Here is an 18,694-nt window from a genome sequence, read left to right as displayed (position 1 = left end):
AGACCGCAGACCGCAGACCGCAGACCGCAGACCGCAGACCGCAGACCGCAGACCGCAGACCGCAGACCGCAGACCGCAGACCGCAGACCGCAGACCGCAGACGACCGGTTGTCGACTAACGGTTGCGGTCGGCGGTCAGCGCGCTTCCTGGGTGAACACGTCCAGGAACGCCTCGCAGAAGGCCTTCAAGTCGTCCGGCTTGCGGCTGGTGACGAGCTTGCCGGGGCCGTGGTCGCAGATCTTCACCTGCTCGTCGACCCAGGTGGCGCCCGCGTTGCGCAGATCCGTGGCGAGGCTCGGCCATGAGGTCAGAACCCGGCCCCGTACGACGTCCGCCTCGATGAGGGTCCACGGGGCGTGGCAGATCGCGGCCACCGGCCGGCCCTGCTCGAAGAAGTCCTTGACGAACGCCACGGCCTTGTCGTCGGTGCGCAGGAAGTCGGGGTTCGCGACGCCGCCCGGCAGGACCAGCCCGCCGAAGGACTCCGCGGACGCCTCACCGACGACCTCGTCCACCCGGAACGTGTCCGCCTTGTCGAGATGATTGAACGCCTGGATCTCGCCGGAGTCGGTCGAGACCAGGACGGGCTCGTGGCCCGCGTCCACCGCGGCCTGCCAGGGGTCGGTGAGCTCGACCTGCTCGACGCCTTCGGGTGCCGTCAGAAACGCGATGCGCATGAGGGTCAACGTCCTTTCCGTGTCCTTGCGGCCCTTACGTCGGTGGGCCCTGTCCCGTCGGCCGGGTCCCGCGCCGTCACCGGCCGCTCCCGACCAGTGCCTCGGCCAGCTCCTGGACATTGGTGTAGCGGTCCTTGCCCGGCAGCTGCCGCACCGCATCCACCAGCGCGTCCGGCGCGTTCTTGCGGCGCAGGCCGACGGCCAGCGCGCCCGCGCCCGCGGGGAAGGAAGTCCGTCCCAGGGTCCGTGCCAGCTCCAGCCGCACGGTCTCCAGCGTCGCCCGGGGACTCCCGGGCACCACCGGCCCGCCCCAGACCTCGGGGTCGTCCTCGGCGGACGGCTCGGGGTCGTGCCACTCCTCCACCCGCGTGGGGTGGCCGGACCTCAGCAGACCCTGCAATTCGTGCTTCATCTCGTCGTCCCGGTGCACGCTCAGCCGGTCGCTGCCTCGCTGCATGTCTCTCCCTCCGGGTCTTCGTCGGTGTCGGTGGCCACCGCGTACCCGAGGACAGGGAGCCGACACGGGGTCGCCGGGCTACTTCTCCTGCCGCCCCGGCAGGAACTCCTGCACCTTCGCCCGGAAACCCTGTTTGATCATGGAGCTCCGGTCGGCGTCGCCCCTGAGGGCCGAGGCGACCGTGGCCTCGATCTGCTCCCAGGTGGCGTGCGGCGGGACCGGAGGCACGGCCGGGTCGGTGAGGAACTCGACGACCGCCGGGCCGTCCGCCTCCAGGGCCGCACGCCAGGCCGGCTCCACGTCCTGCGGTGTCTCCACCCGCAGCCCGGTCAGCCCGAGGGAGCGGGCGAACGCCGCGTACGGCACGTCCGGCAGCTCCTGCGAGGGCAGGAACGACGGGGCGCCGCCCATGGCGCGCATCTCCCATGTCACCTGGTTCAGGTCGCGGTTGTTCCACACCGCGACGACCAGCCGCGGGTCGGCCCAGCGGTCCTGGTACTTGGCGGCCGTGATCAGCTCCGCGAGTCCGTTCATCTGCATCGCCCCGTCCCCGACCAGCGCGATCACCGGCCGGTCCGGATGAGCGAACTTCGCGCCGATCGCATACGGCACGCCGCAGCCCATCGTCGCCAGCGTGCCGGAGAGGGAGCCGCGCATGCCGGGGCGCAGCCTCAGGTGGCGGGCGTACCAGTTCGCCACCGAGCCCGAGTCCGAGGTGACGATCGCGTCCGGCGGGAGCAGCGGGGACAGCGCGCGGGCCACGTACTCCGGGTTGATCGGGTCGGCCGACAGCCCGGCCCGCCGGTCCAGCACGTCGTCCCAGCGCCGTACGTTGTCGCAAACGGTTTCGAACCATTCCCGGCCGCGCTCCTCGCCCCTGATCATCGGGATCAGCCGGCGCAGGGTCTCCCGCGCGTCGCCGACGAGGTTCACCTCGTACGGGTAGCGCATCCCGATCATGTGCGGATCGATGTCGATCTGGACGCCCCGCGCCTTGCCGAACTCCGGCAGGAACTGCGTGTAGGGGAAGGACGAGCCGATCGTCAGCAGGGTGTCGCAGTCGCGCATCAGCTCGTAGGACGGCCGGGTGCCCAGCAGGCCGATCGAGCCGGTGACGTAGGGGAGTTCGTCGCTCAGCGCGTCCTTGCCGAGCAGCGCCTTGGCGACGCCGGCGCCGAGCAGTTCGGCGATCCGCTCGACCTCGGTCCGGGCCCCGGCGGCGCCCTGACCGACCAGGATCGCCACCTTGTCACCGGAGTTGAGGATGTCGGCGGCCGAGCGCAGGGACTCCTCCGACGGGATCGTCGTCCCACCGCTCAGGCCGAGACTGGACGGCACCATCTTGAACTCGTGGGTGGGGGCCGAGTAGGCCAGTTCCTGCACGTCGCCGGGGATGATGACCGCCGTCGGACAGCGCCGGGCGTAGGCGGTGCGGATCGCCCGGTCCAGCACGTTCGGCAACTGCTCGGGGACCGTCACCGTCTCCACGAACTCCGAGGCGACGTCCTTGAACAGTGTGTGCAGGTCCACCTCCTGCTGGTACGAGCCGCCCATCGCCGAGCGGTGCGTCTGGCCGACGATCGCGAGCACCGGCACATGGTCGAGTTTCGCGTCGTACAGGCCGTTGAGCAGGTGGATCGCCCCCGGCCCCGAGGTCGCCACGCACACCCCGAGGCGGCCGCTGAACTTGGCGTAGCCGACCGCCTGGAACGCGGACATCTCCTCGTGCCGCGACTGCACGAAACGCGGCTCGTCCCCGGCCCGGCCCCAGGCGGCGAGCAGGCCGTTGATGCCGTCGCCCGGATAACCGAAGACCTGCTCCACCCCCCACTCCCGCAGCCGCTGAAGGACATGGTCGGAGACCTTGACGCTCATGGAAAGTGACCTCCTGGGCAGGGGACGTGGACACGAGGTGAAGGCCGTGTCCCGTCCCGTGTGACCCCTGGGGCCGCCGGAAAACCTCGGCGGGTGTTTGGCGGGGGGAGTCCGGGGCAGGCGCGCCACAGTGCTTCGGACCGGAGGCACGTCCGTGGGAGGCAGCGACTTCGCGCCTCGCGGCGGCCCGGTCGGGCCGCTGTCGCGCCTCCCCGGTGACCGGCCAACCCAGAGCACTTCCAAGGGAGCTGCCCCACCCCATGCCGAACAGAGCGAACACGAAGCGCCATCCGCACGACGACGCCCCCGACACCGCCGACGCCTTCCGCAGGCTCGCCGCCCTGCCCCCGGGGCCCCAGCGCGACACGCTCCGCTCCCAGATCGTCGAGGCCTGGCTGCCCATGGCCGACCGTCTCGCCGGCCGTTTCCGCAGCCGCGGCGAGGCCTTCGACGACCTGCGTCAGGTCGCCGCCCTAGGCCTGGTCAAGGCCGTGGACCGCTACGACCCCGAACTCGGAAACGCTTTCGAGAGCTACGCCGTCCCCACGGTCACCGGCGAGATCAAGCGGCACTTCCGCGACCACATGTGGACCCTGCACGTGCCGCGCCGCGTCCAGGAACTGCGCAACCGGGTGCGCTTCGCCGACCAGGAGCTGGCCCAGACCGTCTCCGGGCGGCGGCCCACCGTCGCCGAGATCGCCGAGCGCGCGCAGCTCAGCGAGGAGGACGTGCGCATCGGGATGGGGGCCCTGGAGAGCTTCACCGCGCTGTCGCTGGACGCGGAGTTCGCGGGCGGCGAGGACGGCTACTCGCTCAGTGACGTGCTGGGGGCGGCGGACCCGGCGCTGGGCACGGTCGTGGACCGGGAGGCCGTCAGGACACGGCTCGCCGCGCTTCCCGAGCGGGAGCGGGCGATCTTGTACATGCGGTTCTTCGAGGACATGACGCAGAGTCGGATCGCGGAACGTCTGGGCATCTCGCAGATGCATGTGTCACGGCTGATCAACCGGTGCTGCAACCGGTTGCGGGAACAGGTCCTGAACGACGCTGCGTAGCAGGAACCCGCGGGGCGCGGGGGCGACGCCGGTCACCCGGTTGGTGGTCTGTGTCCCGCCAATGGCGTCCGGCCGCGCGCGGCCGGCGGGTCCTCGGGCTCTGATGGCTGTGGGGCGGCAACGCCCCGCCCGCAGCCGTCGGCCGAAGGAACCGCCCCATGCGTCGCACCGCTCACCTCCTCTCCACCCTCGCCGTGGCCGGTGCCGTCCTGGTGGCCGTCGGTCCGGCGGCGTACGCGGACCCGGCGGCGGAGGTCAGCCCGGGCAGCGTCGCCCCGGGCGGCAGCGTCACCGTGTCCGTCTCCTGCGGACCCCTCGGCGCCGCCGCGCCCGATAGCCTCGACGCCACCTCGCAGGCCTTCGCCGAGGGCACCGTCAAACTGAGCAAGGTCCCCGGCGCCGACGGCGCACCGTCCGGGCCCGCCTACCGGGGCACCGCACGTATCGCGCCCGCCGCCGATCTCGAGGTGAGCCCGGAGGCGGTCGGACCCGACGCCGCCTGGACCGTCGACGGCAGCTGTCCGGCGGCGCCCGGCGGACAGGGCAAGCCGTGGAGCGCGACGCTGGACGTCGCCCGTGGCGTCCCACAGCCGTGCGGGTCGGCGTCCGCCGCGTCCTGCGCCACCGACCGGCCGTGTCCGCCGGCGCAGGGCACCTCCCCGGGGCACACCGACATCTGCCGCACCGTCGAGCCGTGCGCCCCGGCCGAGCCCCAGCCCCGGGCCGCCGCGTCCCACGAGCCCGGCTGCGCCCCCGCCACCGTCGAGCACGGGGTGCAGGCCGGTGAGGGCGGCGCCTTCACCGACTCCGTCCCCGCGCTCGCCGCCGGTGGCCTGCTGATCGCCGGCGCGCTCGGCGCCGCCGTGCACCGGCTGCGCCGCCGGGACCCCGAGGGCGGCGTCTGACCTGCCGACGAGCCGGTCCGGCCCGCGCTGTGACCGGCGCAACGTGCCCGACGGCCATGGGGTGCGGCCCCACGGGGTACTCAGAGCGCAGGGGCACGACCGGCCCCGTACGAGTGCCCGGCCCCGCAGGGCCGCCGGGCCCCGCACGGGACGCGAGGCCCCGCCCGGCCCACGACGACGTCCGGCGGCCGGGCACGGCACAGCGCGGCGGGCACCACGCCGTGCACGGCACCACACCGGGCACGGCACCAGGACCAGGCAGGGCATCGGGGACGGACTGCGCGGAGGACGGCATGCGGCGGACGGCAGTGGAGGACCACGGGCCCGTCCGCTACGGCCCGCCACTGCCCCTGGACGGCCTGCCGGTGCTGCCGGAACTCGTCTCGGTGCTCGCCGGGGCCGCCGGCCGCGCCGACGCCGAGCCGGTCGGCGGCGGCCGCGCCCTGCTGGACGCCGCGCACGGCTACTGGGAGCGGCGCGGGACCCCCGCCGAGCCGGGACGCATCGTGGCCGGGCCCGGCGCCCCGGCCCTGCTGCTCGCGCTGACCGCCGCACTGGGCGGCGACGTCCTGGTGCCCCGGCCCTGCGCGGCCTGGTGGGCGCCCTACGCCCGCCTGCTGGGGAGACCCGTCTTCCATGTGGCGACACCCGCCGAGTGCGGCGGCGTCCCGGACCCCTACGCCCTGCTGGAGACCGTGCGCCGGGTGCGCGCCGAGGGCGGCGACCCGCGGCTGCTGGTGCTGTCCGTCGCCGACGACCCCACCGGGACCGTCGTGCCGCCCGAGGTGCTGCACGAGGCGGTGGAGGCCGCCGCGGGCGAGGGCCTGCACCTGGTCAGCGACGAGACCTGGCGCGACACGCTGCACGCCCCGCACGACACCGTGCTGGTCAGCCCCGCCGAGATGCTGCCCGAGCAGGTCACCGTCGTCAGCGACCTCGCCGGTGCGCTGCTGCCCACCGGCTGGCCGGCGGCCGTCGCCCGGTTCCCCGCCACGGCCGTCGGCGACGATCTGCACGCGCGGGTGCTCGACGTCCTCACCGCGCTCGGCGCGCGCGTGGCCGCTCCGGTCGCCGCCGCGGCCGCGTACGCCCTGACCGAGCCCGAGCCGGTCACCGCGCGCGTCGCCGCCGCGGTGCACCTGCACGCGCGTGTGGCGGACGCCGTGCACGCCACCGTGGTCGCCGCGGGCGGCCTCGCCCTCCCGCCCCGGGCCGGCCGTCACCTGTACGTCGATCTCGGCCCGCTGCGCACCGCGCTCGCCGCGCACGGCGTCGGCGACGCACAGGACCTGGAGGACTTCCTCGCCGCCCGGCTCGGGATGCCCGCGCCGGGCGGACACCGCTTCGGGGACGAGCTCGGTGCCCTGCGCGTCCGGCTGTCCACCGGCATGCTGCTGGACGGTACGGACGCGCAGCGCACGGAATGCCTCACGTCACCCACACCGTTGGAACTGCCTCACGTGCAACGCGCGTTGACGCTCTTGAGGTCGGTCTTCGACGATCTCCGTGACGACGCTCAGCGATGGGAGCCTCCTCGATGACGCAGCAGTCCGAGTCGACCACCGCCGGCACGGTGACCACCGAGGACGCCGAAGCCCCGGCCCCCCTGGCCCCGCTCGCGCCCGCCGCCCCGCCGCTCGCCGAGCCCCGCCCCCTGGGAGAGCGGCGCGTGTGGCCGCGGACCTTCCACGACCGGCTTACCTCACCCCTGCCCAACCTCAAGGCCCTCGCCCGGTTCGCCCGCGAGGGTTCCGTGCGGCCCGGCAGGGACGGCCTCGCCGACATTCCCCGGCTGCCCTTCGCACCCGCCCCGCTGCCCCGGGTGGACGCCCGTACCGTCGCCGTCTCCTGGGCGGGGCACGCCAGTTGGGTGGTGAGCGTCGGCGGCCTCACCGTCCTGACCGACCCGGTCTGGTCCCGCCGGATCCTCGGCACCCCGGCCCGGATCACTCCCGTCGGCGTCCCTTGGGAGGCGCTCCCGCGCGTCGACGCCGTCGTCATCAGCCACAACCACTACGACCATCTCGACGCCCCCACGCTGCGCCGGCTCCCGCGCGACACACCCGTGTTCGTGCCGGCCGGGCTCGGACGCTGGTTCCTGCGCCGCCGGTTCACCCGGGTCACCGAGCTGGACTGGTGGGAGGCTGCCGAACTCTCCGGCGTGCGATTCGACTTCGTGCCCTCCCACCACTGGTCCAAGCGGTCCCTCACCGACACCTGCCATTCCCTCTGGGGCGGCTGGGTGCTCACCGCCCCCGACGGCCGGCGCGTCTACTTCGCCGGTGACACCGGCTACGGCCACTGGTTCTCCCGGATCGGACAGCGCTACCCGGGCATCGACCTGGCCCTGCTGCCCATCGGCGCCTACGACCCCCGCTGGTGGCTCAGCGACGTCCACTGCGATCCGGAGGAGGCGGTCCGCGCCACCCTCGACCTCGGGGCGCGGCGGATGGCGCCGATGCACTGGGGCACGTTCGTGCTGTCCGCCGAGCCCGTCCTCGAGCCCCTCACGCGCGTGCGTGCGGCCTGGGAGAAGGCGGCGCTGGACCGGGACGACCTGTGGGACCTCCCGGTGGGAGGCGCACGGGTACTGGAGTGACACGGGTACGGAGTGAGGCCGGTAAGAAGTGACGCCGGTATGAAGTGACGCCGGTACGGAGTGACCCCGGGACCCGAGCCGTACGGGTACTCGGGCCCGAAGTCGTACGGGTACCGGAGGGGTACGCCTACAGGAGCACCTCGGGTGCCGGAGCGGCACGCATATCGGTGGGGCCTGCGCACCGGTGTGGCTCGCGCACCGGTGTGGCCCGCACGCTGGTGTGACAGCGGTCCGGCACACCGCGGCCGCAGTACCGGCAGGGACGCCGGACCGGCAGGACTCCCGCCCTACGCGGCCCTGGTTCCCCGGGTTACGCGGCTCTGGCCCCCGGGCTACGCGGCCCTGGTTCCCCGGGCCCGGCGCCACAGGCTCGGGGCCGCGCCGATCACCACGGTCAGCACGATCGCCGCGACCACGCCCTCCCAGGGCTCGGGGAACAGCGAGCCGCCGAGGATCCCGATCAGCTGGTAGGTCACCGCCCAGGCCAGACACGCCGGGAGGTTGCCCCGCGCGAAGCGGCGCAGCGGCCACTCCGCCATCAGACAGGCCAGCATGACCGGTATCCGGCCCGCCGGCACCAGCCGGGACAGCACCAGTACGGCCGTGCCGTGGTGGGCGAGCTTGTCCTGCGCCTGCTCGAGCCGCTCCTCGGGAGCCCGCGAGCGGATCGCCTCCAGCCAGCGCGAGCCGTTCTTCGACCGCATCCCGCGCCGCCCCAGCCAGTACAGCGCCACGTCCCCGCAGAACGCCGCGAGCGACGCCGTCAGGAACACCATCGCCAGCGCGTACGGCACCGTCTGGTGGACGGCGACCGCCGCCGCCGTACTCACCAGCGCCCCCGTCGGCACCACCGGCACCAGCGCCCCGATCAGCACCAGCAGGAACAGCGACGGATAGCCGAGCGCCTGCTGCGTGGCCTCCGTCGGCACGACCGTCACGGTCGCGGCGAGCCACCACTTCACCGGGAGACCTCCGGGCGCACGCTCTGGCCGTGCCCGAGCCGGTGCACCACGACCCCCGGCGCGCGTTCCGCCGCGAGCCGGACGAACTCCTCGCCGGGAGCATGGAATTCATGAGGGCGCACGGCGTCCATGCCGATCGGCCAGTAGGTGCCGTAGTGCACCGGCACCGCGGTGCGCGGCGCCAGCCGGACCAGTGCCTCGGCCGCGCGCCCCGCGTCCAGGTGTCCCTCGCCGAGATACGGTCCCCAGCCGCCCACCGGGAGCAGCGCCACGTCGACCGGCCCGACCTCCTTGGCCATGTCGTCGAACAGGCCGGTGTCCCCGGCGAAGTACGTCCGGGCCTCGCCCTCGACGACGTACCCGAGCGCGGGGGAGTGATGCCGTCCGACCGGCAGCCGCCGCCCGTCGTGGCGCGCGGGCACGGCCCGTATCCGCACGTCGCCGACGGTGGTCTCGTCCCCCGGCGCCATCTCGCTCAGCCGCAGATGCCGCAGGCGGCGCAGCCCGGGGACGGCGCGCGGCGCGCCCCGGGGCACCAGCAGGCGCGTGCCCGGCGCAAGGCGCGCCAGCGAGGGCACATGCAGATGGTCGGCGTGCAGGTGGGAGACGAGCGCCACGTCCGCGCGCCAGGCGCCGGGCGGGGGCAGCGCGCCCCGGCGGCGGCGCAGATGCGCGAGGCGGCGCGCGAACAGGGGGTCGGTGAGGACACGTACGTCCGAATCCTCGACCGTGCAGGTGGCGTGCCCCCACCACGTGATCTCCACCGCCACCTCTTTGCCTCCTTCGCGCGACTCCCCGAAGCCTACGGGCAGGAGTAGGGTCGGCGGCGAAACCCGGAGGTGAGGGGGACGCCATGGGACCGGTGCGGGTCACGGCGATCGCGAGTCTGACGCCGCTCGAGGAACTGGACTCCGATCCCTTCCTGGTGGACTCCCGCAGCCAGCACGCGATGTGCGCGCGGTGGGCCGCCGAGCGCGGCTACGTCGTCAGCCGGGAACTGCTGGTCCGCGGGCTGCGCGCCGACCACTGCGTGCTGTGGGACGGCATCCGGGCCGGCGTCGACCTGTTCGTCGCGCCCAGCCGCCGGGTGCTGGAGAGCGCGCTGAGTTCCGTGGAGGAGTTCTCCGCGGAGTGCGCGCGGCGCGGTGTGCGGGTGGAGACGGTCGGTACCGCCGAGCCCGCCTACGACGCGCAGATGAAGGCCCGGGTGCACCGGCGTCTGTCGATGCCGACGGCCGGCTACGACGGGCGGTAGCCGCGGGGTGCCCGTCACCGGGGTATGACAGGGTGGAAGGCGGCCCCCGGGCGTCGGGGCCGGAACGTGAGGTGTACGGGGCGTGCGTGGGGTGCGGTGGCGGCGGGCCGTCAGTCAGGCCGGTCGGAGCGTCGCGGTGTGGGGCGTCTCCACGCTCACGATGCTGGTGCTCGCGGGGATCCTGCCCGACTTCCGGCTCCAGTCGCCCGACGGCGACAGTGCCACCACCATCGCCAGGACCGCCGCCGTGGGCGCGGGGGCGTTCGGTCTGCTGTCGGCGCTGGCCTGGCCGTTGCTGGTGCGCCTGCTGCTGCTCGTCCCGGCGTTGGTCCTCGGCCTGCTGGTGTTCTTCCTCAACGGCTCGCTGCTGCTCCTCGCCCTGCGCCTGAACCCCTCCGGACAGAGCGAGGTGGCGCCCGAGACCGCCGTGATCGTCGCCGCCGTGATGTCCGCCGTCGCCTCCGCGACGGGCGGCGCGCTGGCCGTACGCGACGACGAGGCCTACCGCCGCCGCCTGTACCGGCTCGCCGACCGCCGTCGAAGAGGCGGCGCCGCCTGCCCCGTCACGCCCGGCACCGTCTTCCTCCAGCTCGACGGCGTCGGCCACGAGGTGCTGGCCGCGGCGGTGCGCAAGGGGCTGATGCCGACCGTCGCCAGATGGCTGGGCAGCGTCCCGCGACAGGGCCGTGCGCAGGGCCGCGCGGGCGGCGGCGCCCCGAGCCCCAGCCACCGGCTCACCCGGTGGCACACCGACTGGTCCAGCCAGACCGGCGCCAGCCAGCTCGGCATCCTGCACGGCAGCAACCACGACGTGCCCGCCTTCCGCTGGTACGAGAAGGACACCGGGGAGGTGATGGTCTGCAACCGTCCCACCAGCGCCGCCGAACTCCAGCGCCGCGCGGTCGAGTACACCGGTGACGGCGGACTGCTGTCCGCCGACGGCGCGAGCCGCGGCAACCTCTTCAGCGGCGGCGCGGACGAGCAGGCCCTCGTGCTGTCCATCGCCACCCGACGGCGCAGCCGGGAGACGAGGTCCCGCTCCGGCTACTTCGCCTACTTCTCCGACCCGGCCAACGCCGTGCGCACCGCGCTGTCGTTCGTCGCCGAGGTCGGCCGCGAGACGGGACAGTCCACCCGCGCCCGGCTGCGCAAGGAGCGCCCACGCGTCGGACGCGGCGGCCTCTACCCGCTGGTCCGCGCCTTCGCGACCGTCGTCGAACGGGACGTCGTGGTGGCCGCCGTGACGGGCGACATGCTCGCCGGCCGCACCGCCGTCTACGCCGACCTGGTGGCGTACGACGAGGTCGCGCACCACTCCGGGCCGCTCGGCCGGGACACCGAGCAGGTCCTCGGGCGCCTCGACCGGGCGCTCGCGCTGCTCGAGAACGTCGCCGAGCACGCCCCCCGCCCCTATCGGATCGTCGTCCTGTCCGACCACGGTCAGAGCCCCGGGGAAACGTTTCACACCCGCTACGGCCTCACCCTCGGCGACCTGGTGCGGGCCGGCTGCGGGCTGGCCGTGTCACGCAAGGCCGAACGCACCCACAGCGGCGCCGAGGCCCGGGCGGCCGTCCGCGCGGCGCTGCGCCGGCCCGTCGAGGAGAGCGGCGAACGCCACCGCCCGACCGGCCGCCGCTCGGAACCGATCGTGCTGGCCTCGGGCAACCTCGGCCTGATCTCGTTCCCGGACGTGCCGCACCGGATGAGCAAGGAGGAGATCGACGCCCGCCACCCCGCGCTGCTGACCACCCTCGCCAACCACCCCGGCATCGGCTTCCTCCTCGTCCGCAGCGAGGAGCACGGCGGGGTCGTCCTCGGCGCGTACGGCGCGGAGATACCGCTGGACCAACTCGACCGGACGCCCGGCCCGCTGGCCGCCTTCGGGCCCGGAGCCGCCGACGCCGTGCGCCGCACCCATTCCTTCCCGCACACCGCCGACATCATGGTCAACTCCTTCCACGACCCGGCCGACGGCGAGGTCCTCGCCTTCGAGGAGCAGATCGGCTCCCACGGCGGCCTCGGCGGCGCCCAGGCCAGGCCGTTCCTGCTGTCCCCGCTCGCGCTGTCCGCACCCGTCGAGGACGACGACGAACTGATCGGCGCGGAGCAGGTGCACCGCGTCCTGCGCCGCTGGCTGCGCGAGTCCAACGGGCCCCAGGTACCGGTCGAGACGGCACCGCAGGAGCGCGCCGCCTGAAATTGGGCTGCGCCGGAGGAGCCGTACGCACACACTGTCCGTACCGGTCCGGTCGTCCGGATCCCGCGCGTTCGCGCCCCTTCCGCATCCCTCGAGGAGCCTTGGCCTTGCAGGCTGCCGTCACTGTCACGCCTTCCCGTATCCCCGAACTGCTCCTCGGTCTCGCCACCGTGCGGCCGGTGTTCCTCTGGGGCGCCCCCGGCATCGGAAAGTCCTCCCTGGTCAGGGACTTCGCCGAGTCGCTGGGGCTGGAGTGCGTGAGCCTGCTCGGTACCCAGCTCGCGCCCGAGGACCTGATCGGCGTCCCCCAGATCCGGGACGGGCGGTCGGTGTTCTGCCCGCCGGAGGCCATCGCCCGGGACGAGCCGTACTGCCTCTTCCTGGACGAGCTGAACGCGGCGACGCCCGATGTCCAGAAGGCGTTCTACTCCCTCATCCTCGACCGGCGGATCGGCAACTACGAGCTCCCCGCGGGCTCGATCGTCATCGGCGCCGGGAACCGGGCCACGGACAACGCGCTCGCCCGGCCCATCGCCTCCGCGCTCGTCAACCGCCTCACCCATGTCCACCTCGAGGCGTCCGCGAAGGACTGGCTGGCGTGGGCCGCGCACCACGACATCCACCCGTGGATCCTCGACCACCTCACCGACCGCCCCGACCACCTGTGGTCCAAGCCGCCGAAAACCGAGGAACCGTTTTCCACCCCCCGTTCCTGGCACATGCTCTCCGACGCGCTGCACTCCTTCGGGCCCGATCTCGACGAGGACACCCTCACGGTGCTGGCGCACGGCACGCTGACGCCCACGCACGCCACCGCCTTCCGCGGCTACGTCAAGATCGTGCGCAGCCGGTACGGCATCGAGGCCATCCTCAAGGGCGAGGCCCCCTGGCCGCGCCGGGTCGAGGACCGTGACCTGCTCTACTACCTCGCCGACTCGTTCCGCGGCCGGCTCGTCAAGGAACTGCCCGCCGTCCGGGAGCACATGTCGGCGAAGGGCCGGCAGACCGCGTACCGCGCCAAGTCGCTGCTCGTGCAGCTCGCCGAGATATCCGTCGAGGTCGCCCAGACCGTGATCGCCTCCGACGCCGACGGCAACCCGGTGCTGCCCGCCTGGTTCCTGGTCGAGGCGGCCCGGGACATGCCCCGCCTGGTGGAGGCGCGCCGGTGAAACGGGAGGACCGCGACAAGAAGAAGCGGGACCTCGCCGCGGAGGCGTTCGAGGCCGGGAGGCTGGCGCTGCGCGGCAACCCGGCGCTGGCCGCCGTCGACTTCGACACCTGCCGCCGTGAGGAGTGCACCATGGCCCCCCGCGACGGGCTCGTCCGCGCGGACTCCAACGGCACCCTGCACGCCCACCCGACCCGGCTCGCCGACCCCGACCTGTGGGCCTGGTCCCTCGCGCACGCCGCCCTCCATCTCGGCTTCGGACACCTCCCGGCGTCCCCGACCGAGCGCGCCCAGCCCGACCGGTACGACCTCGCCGCGCGCTGCCTGGTCGTCAACCGTTTTCTGCTGACGTTTCCGGTCGGCCGCGCCCCCGACGAGCTGCCGCCGTCGTACCCGGGCGGTGACGAGGAGCAGCTCGCCGCCCGCTGGCGGCGCACCGGGCTGCCGGCCGCCTACGAGCACTGCGGTACCGCGGGGACGGCCGCCGACCAGGCGCTCGTGCGGTGGACCTGGTCCGGGCGTCAGATGCCGGACTGGCCGCTGGCCTTCGCCACCGCCCTGACCCGGACCGTGTCCGCCGCGATGGACATGGCGGGCGGCCGCCGCGTCTCCCTCCACGGCGCGGTGACCCCCCTGCGTCCCTGGGAGCGCGCGCTGAGCTGGTTCGTGTCGTCCTACCCGCTGCTCGGCGGGCTCGCGGCCGGTATCAAGCTCGTCGCCGACGCCGAACTCGCCCGCGCGCACGGCATCTCGATCGCCGCCGTGAACGCGGAGGCGGGCGAGATCTACATCAACCCCCTGCGGCGCTACGAGGACGAGGAGTGGCGGTTCGTCCTCGCCCACGAGATGCTGCACGCCGCCCTGCGTCACGGCGACCGCTGCGGCACCCGCGACCCCTATCTCTTCAACGTCGCCTGCGACTACGTCATCAACGGCTGGCTGCGCGAGATGCAGGTCGGCACCATGCCCGAAGGGCTGCTGTACGACGCCGAGTTGGCGGGCCTGTCCGCCGAGGAGGTCTACGACCGCATCGCCGTGGACCTGCGCCGGATGCGGCGACTGGCCACCCTGCGCGGCAAGGGCCTCGGCGACATTCTCGGCGCCCCGCTCGGCCCGCCCTGCGACTACGTCGACCTCGACGGCTTCTACCGGCGCGGTCTCGCCCAGGGCTTCGACCTGCACCAGCGGCAGGAACGCGGCTTCCTGCCGGGCGGGTTGGTGGAGGAGATCCGCGCGCTCAGTCACCCGCCGCTGCCCTGGGACGCCCGACTGGCGCGCTGGTTCGACGAGTTCGTGCCGCGCCCCGAGCCGGTGCGGACCTACGCCCGTCCCGCGCGCCGGCAGGCCTCCACCCCCGACATCCCGCGCGCCGGCCGCTGGTTCCCGCCCGAGGAGGTCGCCCGCTGCACCTTCGGCGTCGTCCTGGACACCTCCGGCTCCATGGACCGCACCCTGCTCGGCAAGGCGCTCGGCGCCATCGCCTCGTACGCCGAGGCCCGTGACGTCCCGGCCGCCCGGGTCGTGTTCTGCGACGCGGCCGCGCACGACGCGGGCTATCTGCCGGTCACCGAGATCGCCGGCCGGGTCCGTGTGCACGGCCGCGGCGGTACGGTCCTGCAGCCCGGCATCGACCTGCTGCACCGCGCCGACGACTTCCCGCCGGGCGCGCCGCTGCTCGTCATCACCGACGGCTGGTGCGACGTGCTGCGGGTGCGGCGCGAGCACGCGTACCTGATCCCGCAGGGTCGTCGACTGCCGTTCACCGCGCGGGGGCCGGTGTTCCGGGTGCGGTGACGCGGAATGTGATCGGATGGGGGTGGAATCCCGTGCAACGGGACCCCCTGCAGAACCCCATGCGAAAGGAAGAACCGTGGCTACCACGCGCTCCGCACACACGGTCTGGGAAGGCAACCTGCTCGAGGGCAACGGGGTCGTGACCTTCGACTCCTCCGGCATCGGTCAGCAGCCGGTGTCGTGGCCTTCGCGCGCCGAGCAGGCGAACGGCAAGACCAGCCCGGAGGAGCTGATCGCCGCCGCCCACTCCAGCTGCTTCTCCATGGCGCTGTCGCACGGCCTGGCCGGTGCCGGTACCCCGCCCACCAAGCTCGTCACGTCCGCCGACGTCACCTTCCAGCCGGGGGAGGGCATCACCGGCATCCACCTGACCGTGGAGGGCACCGTCCCCGGCCTCGACGACGACGCGTTCGCCGCCGCCGCCGAGGACGCCAAGAAGAACTGCCCGGTCAGCCAGGCGCTCACCGGCACGACCATCACCCTGTCGGCCAAGCTCGCCTGAGCCGCCGCGTCGGGTCCGGGGCGCGGGAGCCGTACAGGGCCTCCGCGCCCCGTCGTGCCGTCCCGGCCCTCGCCGGGCCGCCCCGGCTCAGACGAGTCCGGTCAGGCCCCTGATGGCGGACTGCGCCCACTCCTGCGCCCCGACCGCCGTCCCCGCCGCGAGGCCGGTCGCGACCGGTGCCAGGGCTCCCTTGAGCATGGTCACCGAGCGGCGGAGCCTGCCCGGCTCGGGCGACTCCGGACCGGTGATCTCGGCGAGGACCTCCTGGGCCGCGCTCTCGGCGTCCTCGCGTTCCTGATCGCCGAGTCCGGCCGCCGGCAGCTGCCGGAGCAGCTCGGTCACCAGTGTGGCGAGCGCCTCGTGTCCCGGGGCGACCGTGTTGTTGAGCTGCTGGTTCTGGGTGGCCGTCTCGTTGTTCCAGGCGAACTGGGCATTCGACACACCCCCGTTGAACACCGGACCGTCGTAATGGTGCACCTGCCGCGGTTCGTTCATCGGCCGACTCCGTCCTGATCGCTCTGGGCGCTCTGGTCGTTCTGGTCGTTCTGAATGGTCTGCTGCTGGATGACGTTGGTGTTGTTCCACGCCAACTGGGCGCTGTGCACCGCCTCGACGAAGACCGGCCCGTGGTAGTGGTTGACGATCGTCGGCGGCGGGGGCGGCTCCGTGATCTCCCTGACCGGCAGCGACGTCCGGAGCCCGACCAGTTTGACGCGGCCGTTGTGCTGCACGGCCACCCCCGTCGCGCCCGTCACGGCACAGCCCGCCAGCCGGCCGCCGCAGGCGTCGTCGCAGCGCACTCCCGTGGCCGCGCAGTCCTCGAAACGGCTGTCGGCGACGTCCAGATACGCGGAGCCCGTGCCGCACAGGCCGTACGACTCCGCGCCGGTGACGGTGAGGTTCCGCGCGACGAGCCGCGCCGTGCCGAAGGCCAGGGCCCCGCCGGTGCTCACGGCGCAGACCTCGCTGTCGTGCACGTGCAACTGCGCCTCCTCGCCGGCGCCGAACCCCAGCAGCCCGCGCTCCGCCGACACCCTTCTCAGGGTCACCCGGGACTGGCCGACGGCGGCCACGGCGGCCATGTCGAAGTCGAGGATCCTCGCGTCGGTGAGCTCGGCCGTCGTACCGCCGTTGCCCCGCGTCTCCAGGCCGAACGGGCAGCGCTCGACGCGGACCTGCGCGAACTCGGCCTTGCTCTCGTCCCAGACCCGCAGCGCGACGCCGGTCAGGTCGTGCACGTCGACGCGGGTGAAGTGGCCTCTGGCCTTGTCGGTGACGGCGATGCCGACATTGCCCGCCGTGACGCGGCAGCCAGTCACCCGCGGGGCACCGCCCCGGGTCGACAGCACCCCGACGTTTCCCGCGCCGGTGATCTCGCAGTCCTCGAACGTGCCACGGCCCGAGTCCTGGACATGGATGCCGGTGTCGCGGCAGTCGGTGAACACGCAGTCGCGCACCGTCGGGTCGGCACCGCTCGCCACCAGGATCCCGTTCTCGGCGTCGGTGACGCGGGTGCCCCGCACGGAGCCCCGGGACTGCTCGATGAAGGCCAGACCCGCCAGGTGCGTGGCGACGACCGTGCACCCCTCGACGGTCAACTCCGCCCGCGTGTCCGCCATGACGGCCGCCTGCTCGGCGCCGGTGATCTCGCACCCGACGAGGTGGGCCCAGGCGTCGCTGACGCGCACCCCGTGGATCCGGCTGCCGTCGAACCGGCTGTCCCGGACCAGCACCCGGGCGTTCTCGATCACCGCGATCGCGTTGTCGGCGGCGTCGGTGAACCGGCACCGCTCGACCTGCCCGGCGGCGCCGGCGAAGACGGTCCTGCCGTACCGGAACTCGCTGTCCGTCAACGTCACGGACGTGCCCGGCCGGGCGTGCGCGCAGACCCCGTTGTGCGCCCGGATCGCCACCCGGTCCAGGGTGAGGGTTCCCGCGTGGCAGTCGACGACGCCGGCGTCGGCGTCCCGGCCGACCAGCGCCAGGCCCCGGACCACGACCGCACCCGAGACGTCGAGCACGGTGCCGCGGGGAACGCTCACCACCACGGAGCCCGCGGCACCGAGCGCGGCCAGCTCGATCTCGCCCCGGACGGAGAGCCGTTCCTCGTAGTGGCCGGGAGTGATCTCCACCCGGGCGGCCCGGCCCCGCGCGGTCGCGGCGCGCAGCGCGGACCCGATGTCGGGGTGGGTGCCACGACCCCCGTGCGGCGCGACCACGTACCTCTTGACCATGCCCGCGTCCCCCGCAGCGCCCGTCCGTGACGGATCGTCGACTCCCGGTCACCGATGCTACCCGAGGGGTCTGCGGCGCCGGGGGTGCAGGCGGTGGCCTTCACCCGACCTCCTCCTCGCCGCGCACGCGCCCCGGTACCGGCTCAGGGCTTCCGGGCGACCCCCGCGTACACCGGCACGATGCCCTCCGCCTGGACCGCCACGTCCTCCGGCTCCGGGCGCCAGCCGGAGACGGGGATCACGCCCGGTCCGAGCAGCTCCAGGCCCTCGAAGAAGCGGGCGAACTCGGCCAGGGAACGCGGGTAGAAAGGCGTTCCACTGCGCCGGAAGTTCTCCGCGGCCTTCTCGATGGCCGCGGGGTTCAGGTCCGGGGTCACCTGGGAGAGGATCAGCCAGCTGCCCGGCGCGAGCGCGGCGACGTACTTCTTCAGCAGGCCGTGCACGTCGTCGCCCGCCGGGTCATCGCTCAGGTAGTGGGTGAGCGCCACCAGCGACAGCGCGACCGGCCGCGTGAAGTCCAGGGTGTCGGCGGCCCGGTGCAGCAGCGTGTCGACCTCGCGGACGTCGGCGTGCGCATACCGGGTGGAGCCCTCCGCCGAACCGTGCAGCAGGGCCTCCGCGTGCCGCAGCACGATCGGGTCGTTGTCCGCGTACACGACCTTGGCCTCCGGGGCCACGCCCTGCGCCACCTGGTGCAGGTTGGGCTGGGTGGGGATGCCGGTGCCGACGTCGAGGAACTGGCGTATCCCGCCCTCGGCGGCCGTGCGGACGGCCCGCTGCATGAACCGTCGGTTGGCCCGCGCCCCGCGCAGCACCGTGCCGTCCACGGCGAGGATCCTGCGGGCCAGTTCCTCGTCGACGGGGTAGTTGTCCTTGCCGCCCAGCCACCAGTCGTAGACGCGGGCCGGATGCGGCTTGCTGGTGTCGATGCGGGCGGGTGCCTGCTCGGCCTCGGATCCGGTCATGCGGGTCTCGCCTCCAGGAGAGTCAGGAGCCAGGGGTCGGAAGTCAGG

At 73.7% G+C, this 18,694-nt stretch carries 17 protein-coding genes; 9 read left to right on the top strand and 8 right to left on the bottom strand.

The features are described from left to right. Positions 1-135: 135 nt before the first annotated feature. The 3 genes from ACFVYS_RS03995 to ACFVYS_RS03985 all read right to left on the bottom strand — a co-directional run bounded on the left by ACFVYS_RS03995 (position 136) and on the right by ACFVYS_RS03985 (position 3,010). The gene (locus ACFVYS_RS03995) at positions 136-678 is read right to left on the bottom strand and encodes a type 1 glutamine amidotransferase domain-containing protein (RefSeq protein ID WP_389498579.1); all 543 of its coding nucleotides are present in this window, start codon (positions 676-678) and stop codon (positions 136-138) included. A gap of 76 nt (positions 679-754) precedes the next feature. Continuing rightward, entirely contained in the window at positions 755-1,135 is a 381-nt protein-coding gene (locus tag ACFVYS_RS03990; RefSeq protein WP_389498577.1) for a DUF2795 domain-containing protein, read from the bottom strand. Between the two features lie 78 nt (positions 1,136-1,213). Continuing rightward, positions 1,214-3,010 (bottom strand): thiamine pyrophosphate-requiring protein, encoded by a 1,797-nt coding sequence (locus ACFVYS_RS03985; protein WP_389498575.1) that lies wholly within the window; start codon positions 3,008-3,010, stop codon positions 1,214-1,216. 260 nt (positions 3,011-3,270) lie between these two features. Here ACFVYS_RS03985 and ACFVYS_RS03980 point away from each other — a divergent pair, with 260 nt between their 5' ends. From ACFVYS_RS03980 to ACFVYS_RS03965, 4 genes are all read left to right on the top strand, one after another. Then, a complete protein-coding gene (locus ACFVYS_RS03980) occupies positions 3,271-4,065 on the top strand; it encodes an RNA polymerase sigma factor SigF (protein WP_389498573.1) in 795 nt (264 codons plus the stop codon). A gap of 158 nt (positions 4,066-4,223) precedes the next feature. Beyond that, entirely contained in the window at positions 4,224-4,970 is a 747-nt protein-coding gene (locus ACFVYS_RS03975; protein WP_389498572.1) for a hypothetical protein, read from the top strand. A 293-nt stretch (positions 4,971-5,263) separates the two neighbouring features. After that, complete coding sequence (locus ACFVYS_RS03970) at positions 5,264-6,511, top strand: aminotransferase class I/II-fold pyridoxal phosphate-dependent enzyme (protein WP_389498570.1); 1,248 nt, start codon at positions 5,264-5,266, stop codon at positions 6,509-6,511. Continuing rightward, on the top strand, positions 6,508-7,569 hold the full coding sequence (locus ACFVYS_RS03965) for an MBL fold metallo-hydrolase (RefSeq protein ID WP_389498569.1): 1,062 nt from the start codon (positions 6,508-6,510) through the stop codon (positions 7,567-7,569). The genes ACFVYS_RS03970 and ACFVYS_RS03965 overlap by 4 nt, the downstream gene beginning before the upstream one ends. A gap of 332 nt (positions 7,570-7,901) precedes the next feature. Here ACFVYS_RS03965 and ACFVYS_RS03960 read toward each other — a convergent pair whose 3' ends face one another. Both ACFVYS_RS03960 and ACFVYS_RS03955 read right to left on the bottom strand, forming a co-directional pair. Beyond that, positions 7,902-8,531, bottom strand: coding sequence for a DedA family protein (locus ACFVYS_RS03960; protein ID WP_389498567.1), 630 nt, complete (start codon positions 8,529-8,531; stop codon positions 7,902-7,904). Continuing rightward, positions 8,528-9,301 (bottom strand): MBL fold metallo-hydrolase, encoded by a 774-nt coding sequence (locus ACFVYS_RS03955; protein WP_389498565.1) that lies wholly within the window; start codon positions 9,299-9,301, stop codon positions 8,528-8,530. The genes ACFVYS_RS03960 and ACFVYS_RS03955 overlap by 4 nt, the downstream gene beginning before the upstream one ends. 83 nt (positions 9,302-9,384) lie before the next feature. Here ACFVYS_RS03955 and ACFVYS_RS03950 point away from each other — a divergent pair, with 83 nt between their 5' ends. The 5 genes from ACFVYS_RS03950 (at position 9,385) to ACFVYS_RS03930 (ending at position 15,447) form a co-directional block, all read left to right on the top strand. Continuing rightward, positions 9,385-9,786 (top strand): hypothetical protein, encoded by a 402-nt coding sequence (locus ACFVYS_RS03950; protein WP_389498563.1) that lies wholly within the window; start codon positions 9,385-9,387, stop codon positions 9,784-9,786. Between the two features lie 82 nt (positions 9,787-9,868). Then, entirely contained in the window at positions 9,869-11,983 is a 2,115-nt protein-coding gene (locus ACFVYS_RS03945) for a phage holin family protein (RefSeq protein ID WP_389498561.1), read from the top strand. Between the two features lie 107 nt (positions 11,984-12,090). After that, on the top strand, positions 12,091-13,152 hold the full coding sequence (locus tag ACFVYS_RS03940; protein WP_389498560.1) for an ATP-binding protein: 1,062 nt from the start codon (positions 12,091-12,093) through the stop codon (positions 13,150-13,152). Further along, positions 13,149-14,945 (top strand): hypothetical protein, encoded by a 1,797-nt coding sequence (locus ACFVYS_RS03935; RefSeq protein ID WP_389498558.1) that lies wholly within the window; start codon positions 13,149-13,151, stop codon positions 14,943-14,945. Before ACFVYS_RS03940 ends, ACFVYS_RS03935 begins: the two co-directional genes overlap by 4 nt. Before the next feature lie 76 nt (positions 14,946-15,021). Continuing rightward, positions 15,022-15,447: an OsmC family peroxiredoxin gene (locus ACFVYS_RS03930; RefSeq protein ID WP_020125610.1), complete on the top strand. Its 426-nt coding sequence runs from the start codon at positions 15,022-15,024 to the stop codon at positions 15,445-15,447. A gap of 87 nt (positions 15,448-15,534) precedes the next feature. On the opposite strand, the gene ACFVYS_RS03925 is transcribed toward ACFVYS_RS03930, so the two are convergent. The 3 genes from ACFVYS_RS03925 to ACFVYS_RS03915 form a co-directional block, all read right to left on the bottom strand. Continuing rightward, positions 15,535-15,942 carry a hypothetical protein gene (locus ACFVYS_RS03925; protein ID WP_389498557.1) on the bottom strand — a complete coding sequence of 136 codons (408 nt, stop codon included), beginning with the start codon at positions 15,940-15,942 and terminating at the stop codon, positions 15,535-15,537. Then, complete coding sequence (locus tag ACFVYS_RS03920) at positions 15,939-17,681, bottom strand: right-handed parallel beta-helix repeat-containing protein (RefSeq protein ID WP_389498555.1); 1,743 nt, start codon at positions 17,679-17,681, stop codon at positions 15,939-15,941. The genes ACFVYS_RS03925 and ACFVYS_RS03920 overlap by 4 nt, the downstream gene beginning before the upstream one ends. Before the next feature lie 143 nt (positions 17,682-17,824). After that, entirely contained in the window at positions 17,825-18,646 is an 822-nt protein-coding gene (locus ACFVYS_RS03915; protein WP_389498553.1) for an SAM-dependent methyltransferase, read from the bottom strand. Between the last annotated feature and the right edge of the window lie 48 nt (positions 18,647-18,694).

Source organism: Streptomyces sp. NPDC058295 (assembly GCF_042880655.1).
Classification (GTDB): domain Bacteria; phylum Actinomycetota; class Actinomycetes; order Streptomycetales; family Streptomycetaceae; genus Streptomyces; species Streptomyces coriariae.
This window is presented reverse-complemented; position numbering and strand designations above follow the sequence as displayed.